At 36.0% G+C, this 16,100-nt stretch carries 21 protein-coding genes; 1 reads left to right on the forward strand and 20 read right to left on the reverse strand.

What is annotated here, in order from left to right; all coding sequences use genetic code 11:
• Window positions 1-2: 2 nt before the first annotated feature.
• From FNLLGLLA_RS05050 to cobU, 17 genes are all read right to left on the reverse strand, one after another.
• A complete protein-coding gene (locus tag FNLLGLLA_RS05050) occupies window positions 3-881 on the reverse strand; it encodes a polyprenyl synthetase family protein (RefSeq protein ID WP_105086510.1) in 879 nt (292 codons plus the stop codon).
• A 9-nt stretch (window positions 882-890) separates the two neighbouring features.
• On the reverse strand, window positions 891-1,097 hold the full coding sequence (xseB, locus tag FNLLGLLA_RS05055; RefSeq protein WP_119562956.1) for an exodeoxyribonuclease VII small subunit: 207 nt from the start codon (window positions 1,095-1,097) through the stop codon (window positions 891-893).
• Window positions 1,072-2,295 (reverse strand): exodeoxyribonuclease VII large subunit, encoded by a 1,224-nt coding sequence (gene xseA, locus FNLLGLLA_RS05060; RefSeq protein ID WP_156697543.1) that lies wholly within the window; start codon window positions 2,293-2,295, stop codon window positions 1,072-1,074. The genes xseB and xseA overlap by 26 nt, the downstream gene beginning before the upstream one ends.
• 2 nt (window positions 2,296-2,297) lie before the next feature.
• The gene (locus FNLLGLLA_RS05065; RefSeq protein ID WP_156697542.1) at window positions 2,298-3,251 is read right to left on the reverse strand and encodes a Kae1-like domain-containing protein; all 954 of its coding nucleotides are present in this window, start codon (window positions 3,249-3,251) and stop codon (window positions 2,298-2,300) included.
• On the reverse strand, window positions 3,251-3,655 hold the full coding sequence (gene nusB, locus FNLLGLLA_RS05070; RefSeq protein ID WP_004695805.1) for a transcription antitermination factor NusB: 405 nt from the start codon (window positions 3,653-3,655) through the stop codon (window positions 3,251-3,253). Before nusB ends, FNLLGLLA_RS05065 begins: the two co-directional genes overlap by 1 nt.
• Window positions 3,645-4,040: an Asp23/Gls24 family envelope stress response protein gene (locus tag FNLLGLLA_RS05075; RefSeq protein WP_004695803.1), complete on the reverse strand. Its 396-nt coding sequence runs from the start codon at window positions 4,038-4,040 to the stop codon at window positions 3,645-3,647. The genes nusB and FNLLGLLA_RS05075 overlap by 11 nt, the downstream gene beginning before the upstream one ends.
• An 11-nt stretch (window positions 4,041-4,051) precedes the next feature.
• Window positions 4,052-4,432, reverse strand: a complete 381-nt coding sequence (locus FNLLGLLA_RS05080) for an Asp23/Gls24 family envelope stress response protein (protein ID WP_004695801.1) — start codon at window positions 4,430-4,432, stop codon at window positions 4,052-4,054.
• Between the two features lie 135 nt (window positions 4,433-4,567).
• Window positions 4,568-5,125, reverse strand: a complete 558-nt coding sequence (gene efp / locus FNLLGLLA_RS05085; RefSeq protein ID WP_004695799.1) for an elongation factor P — start codon at window positions 5,123-5,125, stop codon at window positions 4,568-4,570.
• A gap of 15 nt (window positions 5,126-5,140) precedes the next feature.
• Window positions 5,141-6,214: a M24 family metallopeptidase gene (locus FNLLGLLA_RS05090; RefSeq protein WP_008713897.1), complete on the reverse strand. Its 1,074-nt coding sequence runs from the start codon at window positions 6,212-6,214 to the stop codon at window positions 5,141-5,143.
• A 70-nt stretch (window positions 6,215-6,284) separates the two neighbouring features.
• A complete protein-coding gene (locus FNLLGLLA_RS05095) occupies window positions 6,285-6,983 on the reverse strand; it encodes a pseudouridine synthase (RefSeq protein ID WP_008713895.1) in 699 nt (232 codons plus the stop codon).
• Window positions 6,983-7,621, reverse strand: a complete 639-nt coding sequence (gene cobC, locus FNLLGLLA_RS05100) for an alpha-ribazole phosphatase (RefSeq protein WP_004697091.1) — start codon at window positions 7,619-7,621, stop codon at window positions 6,983-6,985. The genes FNLLGLLA_RS05095 and cobC overlap by 1 nt, the downstream gene beginning before the upstream one ends.
• Window positions 7,622-7,628: 7 nt before the next feature.
• A complete protein-coding gene (locus FNLLGLLA_RS05105) occupies window positions 7,629-8,759 on the reverse strand; it encodes a pyridoxal phosphate-dependent aminotransferase (RefSeq protein ID WP_008713893.1) in 1,131 nt (376 codons plus the stop codon).
• 24 nt (window positions 8,760-8,783) lie between these two features.
• Entirely contained in the window at window positions 8,784-9,668 is an 885-nt protein-coding gene (locus FNLLGLLA_RS05110) for a GHMP family kinase ATP-binding protein (protein WP_021148137.1), read from the reverse strand.
• A 73-nt stretch (window positions 9,669-9,741) separates the two neighbouring features.
• Complete coding sequence (cobS, locus tag FNLLGLLA_RS05115) at window positions 9,742-10,635, reverse strand: adenosylcobinamide-GDP ribazoletransferase (RefSeq protein WP_004695787.1); 894 nt, start codon at window positions 10,633-10,635, stop codon at window positions 9,742-9,744.
• Window positions 10,635-11,627 carry an adenosylcobinamide-phosphate synthase CbiB gene (gene cbiB / locus FNLLGLLA_RS05120; protein ID WP_004695785.1) on the reverse strand — a complete coding sequence of 331 codons (993 nt, stop codon included), beginning with the start codon at window positions 11,625-11,627 and terminating at the stop codon, window positions 10,635-10,637. The genes cobS and cbiB overlap by 1 nt, the downstream gene beginning before the upstream one ends.
• 12 nt (window positions 11,628-11,639) lie before the next feature.
• Entirely contained in the window at window positions 11,640-13,157 is a 1,518-nt protein-coding gene (locus tag FNLLGLLA_RS05125; protein WP_004695784.1) for a cobyric acid synthase, read from the reverse strand.
• Window positions 13,150-13,728: a bifunctional adenosylcobinamide kinase/adenosylcobinamide-phosphate guanylyltransferase gene (cobU, locus tag FNLLGLLA_RS05130; RefSeq protein ID WP_004695782.1), complete on the reverse strand. Its 579-nt coding sequence runs from the start codon at window positions 13,726-13,728 to the stop codon at window positions 13,150-13,152. Before cobU ends, FNLLGLLA_RS05125 begins: the two co-directional genes overlap by 8 nt.
• A gap of 63 nt (window positions 13,729-13,791) precedes the next feature.
• On the opposite strand from cobU, the gene FNLLGLLA_RS05135 reads away from it, so the two are divergent.
• Window positions 13,792-14,127 carry a hypothetical protein gene (locus FNLLGLLA_RS05135; protein ID WP_004695781.1) on the forward strand — a complete coding sequence of 112 codons (336 nt, stop codon included), beginning with the start codon at window positions 13,792-13,794 and terminating at the stop codon, window positions 14,125-14,127.
• Window positions 14,128-14,173: 46 nt separating this feature from the next.
• Here the strand turns inward: FNLLGLLA_RS05135 and FNLLGLLA_RS05140 are convergent, their stop codons facing one another.
• The 3 genes from FNLLGLLA_RS05140 to htpX form a co-directional block, all read right to left on the reverse strand.
• Window positions 14,174-14,689, reverse strand: a complete 516-nt coding sequence (locus FNLLGLLA_RS05140; protein ID WP_004695779.1) for a cob(I)yrinic acid a,c-diamide adenosyltransferase — start codon at window positions 14,687-14,689, stop codon at window positions 14,174-14,176.
• A 64-nt stretch (window positions 14,690-14,753) separates the two neighbouring features.
• A complete protein-coding gene (gene ndk / locus FNLLGLLA_RS05145) occupies window positions 14,754-15,161 on the reverse strand; it encodes a nucleoside-diphosphate kinase (protein WP_038125354.1) in 408 nt (135 codons plus the stop codon).
• Window positions 15,162-15,183: 22 nt separating this feature from the next.
• Window positions 15,184-16,059: a zinc metalloprotease HtpX gene (gene htpX, locus FNLLGLLA_RS05150; protein WP_004695776.1), complete on the reverse strand. Its 876-nt coding sequence runs from the start codon at window positions 16,057-16,059 to the stop codon at window positions 15,184-15,186.
• Window positions 16,060-16,100 lie beyond the last annotated feature (41 nt).

Below are 16,100 nucleotides of genomic sequence, written 5' to 3' on the forward strand. Positions count from 1 at the left end.
CATTAATTCGTACGTTCTAAAAGATAATCAATTAATGCTGATAGTATAGTTGTATCATAAGAAACCAAATTTAACGCATCATGAGCTTGGCTACCTACTAAGTAGGATTGATGTTTTGCTTGCTCTAAACCTAGTAAAGATACATAGGTAGATTTATGTTGGCGAATATCACTACCGGGTGTTTTCCCTAATTCTTCAATAGTACCGGTTACATCTAAAATATCATCAGTAATTTGGAATAATAATCCCAGGCAATTAGAATATTCCATAAGGGCTGTTCGCGTAGTATTATTAGCACTTCCAAGAATAAGACCTAATTCTACAGAAGCGTTAAATAGTGCACCTGTTTTACCAGTATGTAAAACCTTTAATTCTTCTAAAGGAATATGTTTATCTTCACTGAGCAAATCAAAGGCTTGTCCCCCAACCATACCTTCTGGACCAGCAGCAGTAGCAACACATTGTATAGCATCTAGTTTTTGCTGTGCACTAGCAACTGTATTTGAAGTCATCAATTGAAAGGCATATGTTAATAACCCATCACCGGCTAAAATAGCAAGTCCCTCACCGTATACTTTGTGATTGGTCAAATTACCTCTGCGATAATCATCATTATCCATAGCTGGTAAATCATCATGAACTAATGAATACGTATGGATACACTCCATAGCACATAGAAATTCCTTATAATCAGCTGGCTCTTTATGAAGCATTTCCAACACAGCCTTAGTTAAAATAGGTCGTATTCGTTTGCCACCTTGCATTAAACTGTAATTCATAGATTCATAAAGTTGTTCAAATTCTTGATTTGGGCTATTAAGTACTTCGCCTAACCATTGTTCAATATTTTGTTTGCTAGATGCTAAATAATCTTTGAACATAGAATCTCCTTATTCGCTGATGCGGACTTCTTCGATAATTTGTTGTACTTCATCTTCAACAGAATCGAGCATTTCAGCACATTCTTTTACCAAAGTTAAGCCCTTTTTATATTGTGATAAAAGCTCAGAAATGGTCATATCCCCATCATCTAATTGCTTAACAATATCTTCTAAGGCCTTATATTTTTTCTCATAACTTTTTAGTGATGTGGCCATCCTTGTGCGCCTCCTTTACCGTAGCAGTAATATAACCATCAGCTAGTGTAACTCGTATATCGTCATTTGGTTGTAATTGGGCAACCGATGTAATAGGTTTGTTATCATGCTCAACCTTTGCAAAACCTTTAATCATCATTTGTAATGGATTTAGTGACTCTAACTGTTGTGCCAATAATGCTAAGTTATGTCTCTCTGCATTACATCGTTCTTTAGTTGCATTAGTTAGAGTTTGTGAAAGCTCTTGTAAGTGTGATTTTTGCTTATGTAAAAATTGCAGAGCTGGAATGCCAAGTTTTCGATTAAAGAGCAATGTTAAATCTGTACGTTTTTGTTGTAGTGTATAGCGTATATATTCGTGTAAATACTCTTCTTTTTCTATCAGCTGATCTTGTAATGTAGTAATTGGAAGTACTGCCATTTCTGCAGCATGGCTAGGCGTAGCACCACGTACATCAGCTACATAATCACATAAGGTGTAATCTGTTTCATGACCTACCGCCGAAATAATCGGTGTATGAGCATTATAAATTGCCTCTACAACAACTCTATCATTGAAACACCACAAGTCCTCCATAGATCCACCGCCACGACCAACGATGATAACATCAATATCTGGATCAGCATCTGCCGTAGCAATTCCTTTTGCTATAATTGGGCCTGCGGTACTACCTTGTACAGGAACGGAAAACAATTTAAATTGAACTAGTGGATTGCGTTGTTTACCAACATGTAGAATATCATGTAATACAGCACCAGATTGGGATGTAACAATACCAATGCAACTCGCCATATAGGGTAAACCTACTTTATGGCTATCATCAAAGTACCCCAAAGCAGTTAACTCTCGTTTTAAAGCATCAAATTCAAGCTGCAACGGACTTTTAGCACCTATTTGCATATCTGATGCAATGAGATTTAAACGGCCCATTTTATTGTAAAAGTTAACAGATGCTTTTACAGTTACTAATAAACCATTTTGAATGGCATTAGCTAGTCCCTTTTGCATGACTGTACTAGACCACATTGTCACATCAATAGCAGATTCCTCATCTTTTAAAGAAAAATACATGTGACCACTACTATGACGTTTTGCATTAATAATGGTACCACTTACATATACATTCTTTAATAGATATTCACGATCTAAGGTACGTTTTATGAGATTGTTTAATTGTGTAATGGTTAATACATTCACGATTATCCTCTAGATTTTTGTAAATAAGCAGCACCAAAAGCATTACCTGTGGCATTATCAACAGAGAATTGTGGCTGTGCTACATGTAATTGGAGATGATTTCGTTTACAATAGGTTTCCATCCGCTTACGAAGTAAACTATTGCTCATCACACCACCTACAGCAATGAGTACACGAACAGATTTCTCTTTAGTATGATAAGTAATCATTTTTTCTAGAGCATTTCCAATGGAAGTAAAAACAGCTCTAGCTAACTTAGATTTATCTATATCACTCATAGCGTTATTTATACGCCGCATAGCAGCACTACAAGGACCGGCAAAGCTAATCCATCCGTTTTTTACAGATGATGGCAATGGTTCATATTCTGTAGTTTGTAATGCTAATGCCTCTAAATGTTTACCTGCAGGAAATGGTAAACCCAACGCGACACCTATGCGATCAACATATTGCCCCCCTTGTAAATCTTTAGAACCACCAACGATGTGAGATTCAAAAATACCGTTTCCTTGATAATGGCAATATACTAGTTCTGTCGTGCCACCTGATAGATGTAATGCCAAAAATGGCTCATTAGGAATATTTTTTAAATCCCTCAAAGCTGCTAATATATGATTCTCTTGATGTGCAAAAATATGTAAAGGCACATTCATAAGATGACTCAAGGTTTGCCCCTGTCCTAACCCAACCATAAAGGCAGGCATATAAGATCGTTCTTCACGGCGCGGAAAGCCACTAACACCTATACCGCTAATTGGTACCTGAGGCAACTCTGACATTAACTTAGGCAATACCTTTGTATGCTGAAAGACCATATTTGATTGTTGTAGTCCTCGCTCACCCAGTTTTACCTCTAAGATTTTACGTGTTTCCCCTACTATGTGAAAGTCGCTATCTACAATGGCACAACTTGTAGTGTAACAACTCGTATCAATGCCTAAGTAATATCGTTTCATTATTTACTCTTATTATATGCGTCTAAGATTGCATTAATTAATTTATAAGATGCATCAGAGCCAAACTCTTTAGCTAATTGAATGGCTTCATTAATAGCAATAGATGGCTCTAAAGGTTCCACTTTATTGGTCATTTCCCAAACAGCAATACGTAAGATAGAACGATCCACCTTATCTAAATTTGCTACTTTACGAGATTTACAGAATGGCTGTAATGTAGCATCAATTGCTTCAACATTTGATAGTACACCCTCTATAATACTATTTGCATATGCCTTATCCATTGCTTTATGAATGTTTCCTTCGGGAAATTGAACATCATTTTGATTAGTATGAAATTCATTGGCATATAACATTTGGAATGCGTATTGACGAGCCTCTCGCCGATTTCGCTTAGTTACCATGTAAAACTGGCTCCTTTTCTTTTACAATACCTTCAATATGCACATCAACCTTAATATGATCAAGATCTAGCATATTTTTTAAGGTTTGTTTGATTTCTAATTGCAATTGTTTCGATAATTCAATGAGATTATATCCATACAATGCTTTAATATAAATGTTAATTTCAATAAAACCTTTACGATGCTTTACATTGATACCAGGTAAGCTACGCTGACCAAAAGCATGGGTAATACCCTCTACCAACTCATCGTAAAAGCGTGGGCTTAAAGAATGAATACCAGGAATGGTTCCTAAAGTTTTTGTTGCTACATCAATGATGACAGAATCTGCAATATCAATGGTATCCGTGTCTAAACCATAATTTAATTGATTATCTGAACTCATAGAGATACCTCCTATGGCTGTTGAGGTGTTACTAAATCATCAAAAATAATGTCTTGTACAACTACATCAATAGTTTGAACCTCAATTTCTGTATAAGAGACTAAAGCAGTTTTAATGCGCTCTTGTAGACGTAAAACAACATCAGGAATACGATATCCATACTGAATGCACACATATAGCGTAACTGATATTGCTCCTTCATCGTTAAAGGATATCTTAACACCTTCATGATCGGATTTACGTCTAAAAAAAGTGTTAACGCCATCATTAAAGGTGGAACTCATATGATGAATTCCCTTTGTGTCAAGCGCTGTCATTGTTACAATTGTAGCATATACATCATCATTAATCTTAATCTTACCCGACTCTAGTTCAGTATTTTTCTTGGTCATACTGGCCTCTTTCAAAAAAAGCACCTGTCCCTATATATAATTACATAGACGACAAGTGCTTACAGTGCAAATGTTACGATATATGGGGAATAAGATTCCTTGAAAAGATCTTGCCCCAATACATATCAATGAGTATTAGGCACGTTCGATGTATTGTCCTGTACGAGTATCAATACGAAGTACATCATCTACTTCAATGAAGAGAGGTACTTTTACAGTGTAGCCTGTTTCTAATACGGCTGGTTTATTACCACCAGTTGCAGTATCGCCACGGATACCAGGATCTGTTTCAACTACGCGAAGTTCAACAGCTACAGGTAAATCGATACCGATTACGATACCTTGGAAGAACATGATGGATACTTCCATATTTTCAAGAAGGAAGTTTTTAGCATCACCTAATTGTTCAAGGGTAAGTTCAACTTGATCATAAGTTTCGTTATCCATGAATGTATAAGAGCCATCAGATTCATATAAGTATTGCATACGACGACGATCAACATGTGCTTTAGGCACTTTTTCACCTGCATTAAATGTACGCTCAACTACAGAACCAGTTTGCAAGTTTTTCATTTTAGTACGTACGAATGCAGCACCTTTACCTGGTTTAACGTGTTGAAAATCAACTACTTGCCATACATTACCGTCAATTTCAACGGTTACACCTGGACGAAAATCATTACTGGAAATCATCTAACTCTTCTCCTTCTAAATACCTATTTCAATTAACTCTTTTGGACTATGTGTCAACACCTCATAGCCGTCAGATTTGACGATGACACTATCCTCTATTCTCAATCCGATAGTACCTGTTATATAAATGCCAGGTTCTACCGTAATGATCATATTTTCTGTAAATACCGTATCGGATTTAGTATTGGCTACTGGTTCTTCGTGAATCTCAAGACCTACGCCATGCCCAGTACCATGATTAAATTCCTTGGTATATCCATGTTCTTTAATATAATCACGACAAACTGCATCAAGTTCTTTACCAGTAATACCAGCCCGAACTGCAGCTACGCCACGTTTTTGTGCTTCTAAAACTATACCATACAGCTTCTTTTGTAATTCAGAGGCAGGCCCCATTACAATAGTTCTAGTCATATCAGAATGATAACCCTTATATACTGCACCAAAGTCAAAGGTAACAAAATCACCTGCTTCAATGACCTTATCACTGGCTACACCATGAGGCATACTAGAACGATTACCAGAAGCAACAATGGTTGCAAAGGAAGGTTCCTCTGATCCACGTTTTAACATTTCTGATTCTAATATAATGCGCGCTTCGTTTTCTGTCATCTCTACCTTTAGTTGTGGTAGCAAGGCAGCAAAAGCATCATCACCAATTTTAGCGGCTTTACGCAATAAGTCTAATTCGTCTTCACGCTTAACCGCACGTAGTTTTGCAAAATTGATAGATGTAAAATTAAAGCGTTCATCTAATGTATCACATAAAGTTTCATACGTATCCACAGGCATTTGTTTGCCTTCTATACCGAATAAACCTTCGTGAATATGATGTTCATTGAATATATCTACAAGAGTATCCATAACAGTTGTTTCATATTGAATAACTGTGTACCCTTCACATTGTTTTGTTGCTTGTTCAGTATATCTGAAATCAGTAATCATAAAGGCTTTATCTTGAGTAATGATAGCAAAGCCTGTAGTACCAGTAAAGCCTGCAAAATAATGTAGATTTATAGGGCTTATTAAAATGACGCCTGTTAATTCTTGCTCTTTAATATACTGTTGTAGCAGATTTAATCCATTCATAATCTTGCTCCTAGTCTATAAAGTACAATTAATCTTACCATAAAATACCTATATTGAATAGAATTTTATGCTATTTTTTAAAGCCCTCTATCTGTTCAACGGTCAATTCCATTGCAGAACCAACCTCTTCAATGCCACTTAAATCAATATGACCAATCGTAAGACGTTTCAAATATGTTACAGTACCACCTGCAGCACCAATCATGCGCTTAACTTGATGATACTTACCTTCTTCAATTGTTACATGTACTGAATGTAACGATACAAATTCAATTTCTGCCGGTTTACATTGCGTACCATCTCCAAGAAGAATTCCCTCTTTAATACGTTGTATACCTTCATCAGATAGCGTTCCTTCAAATTCTACGTAATAAACCTTAGGCACATGTTTATTACCATTGATGATAGAATGTCCCCACACACCATCATTAGTTAATAGTAAAAGTCCTTCTGTATCCTTATCTAATCTGCCTACTGGAACTACTCCCATTTTTATGAATTCTGGAGGGAGTAAATCCATAACAACAGGGTGACTAGAATCTTCTACGGCGGTAACATAGCCCTTTGGCTTATGAAATTTTACATAATATAGTTGAGTAGTACTAACAATCTTACCATCAACAGCAACTATATCAACATCAATATCAATATGAGTATCTTTTTTCGTTGTTATACTACCATTGATGGTAACCCTTCTATCTTTTATGATTTGATGGACTTCTTTTCGACTACCATAAGCTTTATTGGCTAATAATTTATCTAGTCGCATTATGCATGACCTTGTAATACATCTACGTGTGCTGTATCATTGAGCAAGTTTAAAATATTATGATCAAATTCTCCCATGCCATTATAGAATATACGATTTATTGCTGTATTACCTTGACTAAAATTCCAACAATGACTAATGGAAATATCTAATAATTTACACAATAATGTTCGTATAGTTCCACCATGACAAGCAATGAGAAGTGTTTCCTCCTCATTATTAACATTGATGAATTCCTCTAGACCTGCCCATGCACGGTCTTGTAAATTCTTAAAGCTTTCACCATTAGGAACCTTAACTAGATGTGGTCGCAAATACATTTCATCTATCAAACCAGGCCAACGATCTTCGATATCTGAAAATAACATAGCTTCCCAATCACCAAAATTAAGTTCTCGTAAGCGTTTATCTACTGTAATAGGAGTAGTACGTTCACCGCGAATGACTTCAGCTGTAACTAAAGCACGACTCAAATCACTAGATAATATGCGATCAAATTTAACATCTTTAAGAGCCTGACCACATGCCTTTGCTTGATTTAAACCATTTTCATTAAGTGGAACATCTGTGATGCCTTGGTATTTTCCCATTTTGTTCCAATCAGTTTCACCATGGCGCACAATATACAATGTTTTCATAGTCTTCCTATACTTTCAAAATATCTGTTAATTTTTCTACTAACTTAACATTAGTATCATGATCTTTTATTGCAACGCGAACCCATTGATTATTTAATCCCATATAAGAATCACAGTTGCGAACAATCATATTATATTTTTTAAGCGCTTCATTAATCGACTCTGCTGTTATTCCTTCTTGTTCAATGTGGAACAATATAAAATTAGCTGAAGGCGGATATACAGTAATACCATTTATAGTATCTAATGAGTTATACATAAAAAGTTGCTCTTCATGTAATACTTGTTTTGTTCGTTTCACATACTCTACATCATTCAAAGCCGCCTCTGTATAGGATTGAGCTAATGTGTTAACAGACCAAGTTGGAATAAAACTATTTAGTTGCTCAATGATAAGAGGATTGCTGAAAGCAGCACCAATTCGTAGCCCTGGCACGGCATAGAATTTTGTAAAAGAATGAACCACGATAATATTATCAAACTCGTTAACTAGGGAGCGCATGGAGTATTCATTATCTTGTAATGTGTCGTTACCAACAAAATCGATAAAGGACTCATCTATAACAAGTAAACTATTAGCATCTTTCAGCATGCTTGCAATAGTACGAATATGGTTCTTATCAAGTAACGTACCATCTGGATTATTGGGATTACCTAGAAATACAATAATACGACCATCTTGCCCTTTTAACTCGGCTGCAAAAGTTTCTAATGCTAAATAAGGAACCTCAAAATAAGGTTTTCCATGTTCATCTTCCCGTGGTCTATAATAAATATCGCGTACTGGAATTCTACTTGCTTCTAAAGCAGCTTTATATTCAGAAAAACCTGGTGCGGGAACAAAAGCGCCCGTATAGCCAGGTAACCGACAAATTGCATATAATAGCTCTGCCGCTCCATTGCCAACTACAATTTGATTTTTATTCATACCATAGATATCAGCAATGGCATTTAATATATCATCATTTGTAGCATCCGGATAATGTGATATATATCGCAATTGAGGTTCTAATGCAGATAAGCCACGTTGGCTAGGGCCTAGTGGATTGATATTAGCACTAAAGTCAATAACCTCATATGGTTCAATTCGTTGTTCATGGGCAAACTGAAAGATATTGCCCCCATGTATTTTAGACATACTATTCTCTTTCTATGAAATACTTTATCGTTTGATATAAGTTAATCCTTCATTCGTAGTTTCAACCGTATCTACATAGGTTAATTGTGGCAACTTACGCAAAATCTCATTCTTACAATCATTAATACGACCATAATCAACGGGGAATAATAGTCCCATAATGGTTCCGCTATGAGCGATGATTGTTCCTACACTATTATAAGAATTACCTACATCGTGAAAGTCATATAAATTAGGTTTATATAAAATACGCTGATTGCCAAAGGCACTCAATGTAGCAGCTTGGCCAATAAGCTTTATATCATGCGTTGTAAGCCCCTGTTTAAACAAATCAAAGGATTCTTGTATAATAGATTCTTTTTCTAAAATTTTATTTTGTAAATCTGCTTGTTTATTAAAGCTAACTGTATCAATGCTACCGCCTTCGTCAAAAACGAGGATTTTTAAAGGTGGGCACATACCTAATGGCTTAGAGATAGTCCCTTTAATATAATCAAACTGAGTTACACCTTGATAAAAAGAGGCATCTGTAGGCTCTACAGATAGACAAATTTGCTCAAGTTCTTTTAATGATAAATCATAGTCCATGGCCAAAGCTGTAGCCATAGCTGTTACAGAAATATCTGCCGAACTTGAAGCCATGCCTTTTCCTTGTAGAATATCGGATCTTACATACACAGGCGGGCAAATTTGATTTTTCTTTTTTTCTTGGACCAACTCTTGTACTAATTTACGAGCTTGTGCCGATTTTGGTTGAAGTGCACAAAATTCTTTAGAAAAAGGTTGTATTACATTACTCAATGCGTAGGAGTATCGATTAATTGGACATGTCACTAAAAATGACTGACCATCAATAGAACCTTGTAGAAATTCCCCACATGTACCTGGGGCTCTTACATAATAGGTCACATTAAACTCCTTTCACATCAAATAAAGTATACGTTCTAAAAATATTAAAACTTTGAAAATCAAAAATTTAGAGTTAGAACATAGTTGGATTATTAACTACCGTAGCTGATAGTATAGATAAAATTATGCTATATACCAGTATCAATAATACTTCAGTTACTTCCACAACAAATCCATATGTATCACCAGTAGTGCCACCTAACGCTTTTACAATATAGCGGTTTAATAATCGGTTAATAATATACGTAATAATCATGCTAACAATATTGATTTGGAAAATACCTATAGTAGCATATACTAACACACCTAATCCTACCAAATATCCTACATCAGGTGCTGATAAAATTGCATAAGCACCATATAAAAGTGTATATAATACTAAACCGATTAATAGTAATAGAATAGGCATAAAGAACGTAGATATGGTGTTATAAGTAATAACATGTTTAGGTGCTAAATTAGCAAATGCTGCCCCCATCCCCTGTTCTCTAGCATATGGATAGGATCGAATACTAAAAACCATAGACCAACGGCTCATTAAAGGCATCATAATGAGTGCCATAGGTATAAATTCAGCCGATGGAATCGAAGCTAATAATTGCCATTTCAAAAGTGTAACAAATACAAAAGCAACAACTCCAAAGGAGCCTATACGACTATCTTTCATGATTTCTAGTTTACGTTCTCTTTCACGGCCGGAAAACAAACCATCGCTTGTATCCATCAAACCATCAGCATGAAGGCCACCAGTTATTAAAAACTCAGCCACAACGATAATTAACATCAATGGCATAATCGGAATAAATGGCGATAATACGCCATATAATATAGCTAATATGAGACCAATAATAAGGCCCACATAAGGAAAGGCTACAACAGATTTACCAAAGTCCTCTACAGACCATTCAGTTTGATTTACAATTTTTAAACGCGTTAAAAATTGTAGTGCTATAAAAAAAGGTGTCATTATACATTCATCCCATAGGTAATGACTGTACTAATGATAACCATTAGTATAGTCGTAACATACATCATATAAATTGTTCGAGTAATATGGTTACGGTTTAGCTTTTCAATAGGATCCCCCATATATTCACGGAAGGTCATTTTTTTGAAATACTGATTGTAACCACCTAAACGGATATGTAAGGCCCCTGCCACAGGTGCTTCTGCATACCCCCCATTAGGACTAGGATGTTTTTTTGCATCACGTAAACCGATTTCTATTGCCTTTTTAGCATCAAAGCGTAAAAAGAATGCAGAAATTACAAATAATACAAAGGTAATTCGGGCAGGAATCCAATTTAATATGTCATCAAAGCGTGCAGCTACGCGACCAAAGTACAAGTACTTTTGATTCTTATAGCCTAACATAGAATCCATAGTATTAGCAGTTCTATAAAGAATAGCCCCCATAGGGCCACCGATAATAAAAAAGAAAAAAGGTGCAATAATACCATCTACCGTATTTTCCGCAATCGTTTCTACTGTAGCCCGAGTGATTTCGCTTTCATCTAAGTCTTCCGTATCTCGTCCCACAATCCATGATAAACGTTTGCGAGCATCTACAATATTACCTTGTTTTATTAACTGACTAATGGTAAAACCTGCGCCAGCCAATGAACGTGGAGAAATGGCAATGTAGAGGATCACTACTTCGAAAGCATAGTATACCCATTCGTCTACTACTCCACCTAGCCATAACAATAAAGATACTATGATATATACCGATATAAGAATTAAACCTACTGCAATACCACCGTACCACAATTTCTTCGTATCATTATCAGTGTCTTTATAAAGAACGGCTTCAAAAAAAGATATTATACGTCCAATAATGGCCACTGGATGATATTTACTATTGGGATCTCCAATAATTAAATCCAATAAAAATGCTAAAACTGGTATGCACACAAAGTTATACTTTGAAAACCAGTGAAAAATTGCTAAATGTTCCATATATCTCCTCTACTATCCCAAGGTAGACATAATATAATCCATATCTAGATGTTCCTCCACAATATCAGCTAAGCGATTATATGCCGCATTTTTATGGTCAAAATAATGGAATACTACATCTAATGGTTGTAATCCCTTGCGTTCACGTAATTGATTGATAATAAAACGTCTAAACTCGTCATTATCAAATACACCGTGAATATATGTACCCATTACTTGATGATTACCATCAATAAAACCATCAATAACATTGACAGCCTCTTCACTGCGACTTGTAATTGTAAAGCAACGAGACACCGAATCTGCTAGTGGCGTAGTATCCCCCATATGAATTTCATAGCCTACTAATTTTTCACCCCTGAAAGTACCATTTAAAAACTGTAAATTAGATACATTGAATTGTACTTGATGGGTAGTTTTTTGAGCCTTCATAGTCGTGGAGGATTCAACAAGGCCAAGTCCTTCAATTTCCTCGATATCACCTTCCATATGATGCGGATCATAAATAGTTTTACCTAACATTTGGTTACCGCCACAAACACCGATAATAGGTGTACCTTGAGCAGCCAATTTTTTGATTTCATCAGCAAAGCCTGTATCACGTAAATATGTTAAGTCAGCCAATGTATTTTTAGAACCAGGTAATATAATTAAATCTGGCGTACCGATAACATCTCCAGGGCCTACAAAACGGACAGATACATCTGGCTCATAATTAAGTGCATCAAAGTCTGTAAAATTAGAGATTTTAGGTGTTTGCATAACTACGACCTGAATATCTTTAGTACCACTATTGCGTTTGTTCTCTAATGCAACAGAATCTTCTTCATCAATATCGAGGTTCTCAATGGCAGGAATAACACCTACCACTTTTTTACCTGTTTTTTCTTCAATAAATGTAAGAGCTGGTTCTAATAGTTTGATATCACCACGGAATTTATTGATAACGATACCTTTAATAAGATCGCGTTCTTCTGGTTCTAATAATTCTAAGGTACCAACAATGGACGCAATAGCACCACCTCGGTCAATATCTGCAATGAGAAAAACTGGAGCTTGAGTCATCTTGGCAATACGCATATTTACAATATCATTTGCTTTTAAGTTAACTTCTGCAGGACTACCGGCACCTTCGATAACCATCATATCAAAATTTGAGTCTAAGAAATCAATAGATTCTTTAACCTTATCTAAAGCGGTTAGTGAATATTTTGTATGATATTCTTTGGCACTATATACGCCAACAGGTTTCCCCATCAATACAACTTGAGACGATTGATTTCCTGTAGGTTTTAATAACACAGGATTCATTTGAACAATTGGATCAATACCAGCGGCTTCGGCTTGAGCGACTTGAGCACGGCCAATTTCATCGCCCCATTTTGTCACATAAGAATTGAGGGCCATATTTTGTGCTTTAAAAGGAACGGTCTTAAAACCTTTTCTATAAAAAATACGGCATAATGCAGTACAAAGAATACTTTTACCTACATTAGAACTCGTTCCTTGAAACATGATTTTCTTAGCCATTTATATGAACCTCCTGTGATTTCAATTCAATGGTAACACCACTAATTGTTAAATAGAGTTTATCTGCAACAGAAGCTACTGCTCGATTCACACGACCAGCAATATCTCTAAAATATCTAGCCAGTTTATTATCCGGCACAATACCTAACCCAATTTCATTGGTCACAAATATAACTGTTTTACCTTCACATGATTGTATCGAGTCTAATAAAGTGTCTAATTCTGAAAGTATTGTCTGTTCTAATCTATTAGCATCTTCTTGACCACGAATGGAGCCATAAGCCATCATGTGATTGGTAGTGAACATGGTTAAACAATCTATAAGAATTACATCTGCTGATTGACTGATATTTTCCCATTCATCAGCTAAATGTAAAGGTACTTCAAAATTATTCCATATTTTTCCTCGTCGCTCTTGATGTTTTTTGATGCGATCCACCATTTCCTCATCAAAAGCTTGGCCCGTAGCTACATAAGCTTTTGGCCCCTTTGTAGCCAATGCTAAACGTTCAGCAAATTCACTTTTTCCACTGCGTGCCCCACCGGAACACAATATAATTTGTGATTTCATAATGCACCTATACAAGAATTTATAATTTCAGTATCATTATAAGTATAACAAAGGAGCGATACTATGGAAATTATGAATATGAAACTAAAAATGATGGCTACGCTATGGGATAATACATATCGTGTTGCCATCGATGACGGACAAGGTAAATATATTGGTACTGCACGAGTAGTAGTGAATGTTCCTCTACCACCAGAAGCTTTACCTGAAAATGCACCGCAAGTTGAAGCACAACTATTAGTATTAGTTGAAGACTTTGATTTCGGCGCTGATAAAATTATAAACTTTGAAACAACATTAGCCAATTTATTAAGAGAAAAATTCCGTTATGAAATTCCTCATATCTTCTTTTACTATCCTAGCCCTCAAGATGTTTTAAACCAAACAATTTCACAATAGGTCTATAACGAGCAAAAAGCTATGTAAAATACATAGCTTTTTTTGTTTATTCAGCTCCAAGTTCTTCCTCTACACGACACAAGATAAAGCAAAGGTCGGATAGACGATTTAAGTATTTTAAATTAGATTCGTGAACACTTTCACCAGCGTCTAATACTCGCCATAAAGCGCGTTCCGCACGTCGAGTAATCGTTCTAGCTACATGTAAATAAGCAGAAGATTGTTTTTCACCGGGAATGACAAAACTAGATAAAGGTTCTAACTTTGCATCAAAGCGATCAATAACTTTTTCTAAATGCTTTACATATTGCTCAGTAATTACCGGAGCAGTATTTAAACTTGCAATATCAGCCATTAATGTCCATAAGTTTCGCTCAATATCGTATAATTCAGCAGCAACACGTGGATTTTCAGCATAAGCGCGAGCCAATCCTAAAAAAGCTTGTAATTCATCGATTGTACCATAAGCTTCTACGCGTAAAGATGATTTCTGTACACGTTCTCCCGTGTATAAACCAGTTGTACCAGCATCACCTGTTTTTGTATAAACACTACTTGCCATATGATTACCTCCTATAGATATACATGGATGTAGAAATAAAAGCTAAATGATCCCAACCTTGAGATTATTTGTATTCAGGGAACCAAAGATGAATTTCACGAGCAGCAGCTTCTGGAGAATCAGAAGCATGTACTACGTTAGCATCCATTGTTAGGGCATAGTCACCACGAATACTACCAGGGGCAGCATCTACAGGATTTGTTGCTCCGTTTAAAGCACGTACGGATACAATTGCGTTCTCACCAGCTAACACAAAAGCAAGAACTGGGCCTGATGTAATAAAATCAACTAATTCACCAAAGAATGGCTTTTCCTTATGTTCTGCATAGTGTTCTTCCGCTAATTCACGAGGTACTTGTAAGAGTTTTAATGATTTAATAACAAGGCCTTTACGTTCATAACGGCTAAGGATTTCACCACTTAATTGACGTTTAACTGCATCTGGTTTAATTAAAACTAATGTTTCTTGCATGATACCCTCCAGTAGATACTAATTATAATATTACCTTTTCTTTATACTTTGGATTCATAGCTTGTTTCTTTAACTTTTGAATACGTTCTTCCGTGCGAGGATGTGTACTAAAAAGATTGCTCAAGCTTTCACCAATTCCCATCATAGGGTTAATAATAAACATATGGGCTGTAGCATTACTTGCATTAGGCAATGCACCATGTTTAGAGTAGTAGTCAATTTTTGCAAGTGCAGAAGCCAGTGCTAATGGGTTGCGACACATATCTCCGCCTCCCTCATCAGCTAAAAACTCACGAGTACGGGAAATACTCATCTGAATAAGACCAGCTGCGATAGGTGCAATAATGATCGTACCAAGAAGCGCCAAAGGGTTAGTGCCTTCTCGATCATCGGAGCGCCCAAATATGGCAGTGAATTGAAGTATATTGGCTATCATAGAAATAGCACCAGCCATCATAGCTGCAATTGTACTAATCAATGTATCTCGATTCTTAACATGTGTTAATTCATGTGCAAGCACACCTTCTAATTCTTCATCAGTTAATAGACGTTGGATACCTTCTGTAACAGCAACTGCTGCATGACTAGGATTTCTACCTGTTGCAAATGCATTCGGTACTTCACTGGGAATGATATAAACCTTTGGCATTGGTAAATTACCATTTTTAGTCAATTTCTCTACCATTGCATATAGTTTTGGATTAGACTGTGCAGTAACAGGTTGAGCATTGTATTGGGCTAAAACGATTTTATCGCTGTACCAATAAGACATAAAATTCATACCCATGGATATGACAAACATCATAATCATACCGCTTCTGCCGCCAATCATATCACCAATAACCACTAAAATGGCCGTTAGCGTAGCTAACAAAAGTGTTGTTTTTATATTGTTCATAGTTTCCTCCAATTATTGTTATGGACTATGCCTAACACTAT

The organism is Veillonella parvula (assembly GCF_902810435.1).
GTDB lineage: Bacteria > Bacillota > Negativicutes > Veillonellales > Veillonellaceae > Veillonella.

What these genes read in the sequence shown, in the direction of transcription:
- FNLLGLLA_RS05050 (WP_105086510.1), bottom strand. Translation starts at nt 881, where the DNA reads ATGTTCAAAGATTATTTAGCATCTAGCAAACAAAATATTGAACAATGG.
- xseB (WP_119562956.1), bottom strand. Translation starts at nt 1,097, where the DNA reads ATGGCCACATCACTAAAAAGTTATGAGAAAAAATATAAGGCCTTAGAA.
- FNLLGLLA_RS05065 (WP_156697542.1), bottom strand. Translation starts at nt 3,251, where the DNA reads ATGAAACGATATTACTTAGGCATTGATACGAGTTGTTACACTACAAGT.
- nusB (WP_004695805.1), bottom strand. Translation starts at nt 3,655, where the DNA reads ATGGTAACTAAGCGAAATCGGCGAGAGGCTCGTCAATACGCATTCCAA.
- FNLLGLLA_RS05075 (WP_004695803.1), bottom strand. Translation starts at nt 4,040, where the DNA reads ATGAGTTCAGATAATCAATTAAATTATGGTTTAGACACGGATACCATT.
- FNLLGLLA_RS05080 (WP_004695801.1), bottom strand. Translation starts at nt 4,432, where the DNA reads ATGACCAAGAAAAATACTGAACTAGAGTCGGGTAAGATTAAGATTAAT.
- efp (WP_004695799.1), bottom strand. Translation starts at nt 5,125, where the DNA reads ATGATTTCCAGTAATGATTTTCGTCCAGGTGTAACCGTTGAAATTGAC.
- FNLLGLLA_RS05090 (WP_008713897.1), bottom strand. Translation starts at nt 6,214, where the DNA reads ATGAATGGATTAAATCTGCTACAACAGTATATTAAAGAGCAAGAATTA.
- FNLLGLLA_RS05095 (WP_008713895.1), bottom strand. Translation starts at nt 6,983, where the DNA reads ATGCGACTAGATAAATTATTAGCCAATAAAGCTTATGGTAGTCGAAAA.
- cobC (WP_004697091.1), bottom strand. Translation starts at nt 7,621, where the DNA reads ATGAAAACATTGTATATTGTGCGCCATGGTGAAACTGATTGGAACAAA.
- FNLLGLLA_RS05105 (WP_008713893.1), bottom strand. Translation starts at nt 8,759, where the DNA reads ATGTCTAAAATACATGGGGGCAATATCTTTCAGTTTGCCCATGAACAA.
- cobS (WP_004695787.1), bottom strand. Translation starts at nt 10,635, where the DNA reads ATGACACCTTTTTTTATAGCACTACAATTTTTAACGCGTTTAAAAATT.
- cbiB (WP_004695785.1), bottom strand. Translation starts at nt 11,627, where the DNA reads ATGGAACATTTAGCAATTTTTCACTGGTTTTCAAAGTATAACTTTGTG.
- FNLLGLLA_RS05125 (WP_004695784.1), bottom strand. Translation starts at nt 13,157, where the DNA reads ATGGCTAAGAAAATCATGTTTCAAGGAACGAGTTCTAATGTAGGTAAA.
- cobU (WP_004695782.1), bottom strand. Translation starts at nt 13,728, where the DNA reads ATGAAATCACAAATTATATTGTGTTCCGGTGGGGCACGCAGTGGAAAA.
- FNLLGLLA_RS05135 (WP_004695781.1), top strand. Translation starts at nt 13,792, where the DNA reads ATGGAAATTATGAATATGAAACTAAAAATGATGGCTACGCTATGGGAT.
- FNLLGLLA_RS05140 (WP_004695779.1), bottom strand. Translation starts at nt 14,689, where the DNA reads ATGGCAAGTAGTGTTTATACAAAAACAGGTGATGCTGGTACAACTGGT.
- ndk (WP_038125354.1), bottom strand. Translation starts at nt 15,161, where the DNA reads ATGCAAGAAACATTAGTTTTAATTAAACCAGATGCAGTTAAACGTCAA.
- htpX (WP_004695776.1), bottom strand. Translation starts at nt 16,059, where the DNA reads ATGAACAATATAAAAACAACACTTTTGTTAGCTACGCTAACGGCCATT.